At 70.2% G+C, this 554-nt stretch carries 1 protein-coding gene; it reads left to right on the forward strand.

Features of this window, described 5'->3' with window-relative positions:
* Nucleotides 1-118: 118 nt before the first annotated feature.
* The coding region (locus tag IH48_RS33905; RefSeq protein WP_037844036.1) for a hypothetical protein at nucleotides 119-554 on the forward strand (436 nt) is incomplete at its 3' end.

Here is a 554-nt window from a genome sequence, read left to right on the forward strand (position 1 = left end):
GAACTTGAGTACCTAAGTTTGGTGATGCGAGAACGCAAGCGGCCCCGCTTCGGCGCGCAACACCGAAAACGGGGCCTGAGACCGACTCCCGACTGACGCACAGAAGGGAACCGATCCTGTGACGGATCGTACTGAGTACCAGCGTTCCATCCGACTCCCGCAGACCGCGTCGCCCTCCATCTGGCTCGCCACCTCCGACGGCCTGGTGTTCATCGACACCATCGCCGTGGAGCGGGCGATGAACGGCGACCGCAAGGGCTGGACCCTCACCGCCGACGAGGCCCGCTACGCGGCCCAGGTCATGTTCGAGCACCACGTGCCCTACTCCGTGGTGGCCGCTCGGGTGGGCCGTTCCACGGACACGCTCCGGGCCTGGTTCCCCGAGCACGTGGTGCCGGCCACGCCTCGACTCGCTCGCCCCGGCACCCGCACACGCCCCGGCGTCGAGTGCGGCACGCCCCGCGGCTACCGCGCCCACCACCGCCGCAAGGAGACGCCCTGCGAGCGCTGCAAGGGCGCGAACGCGGCGGCGGACCGCCGCTACCGGCTTACCG

Origin of the sequence: Streptomyces sp. NRRL F-5126 (genome assembly GCF_000721265.1) — a bacterium.
Lineage (GTDB): Bacteria > Actinomycetota > Actinomycetes > Streptomycetales > Streptomycetaceae > Streptomyces.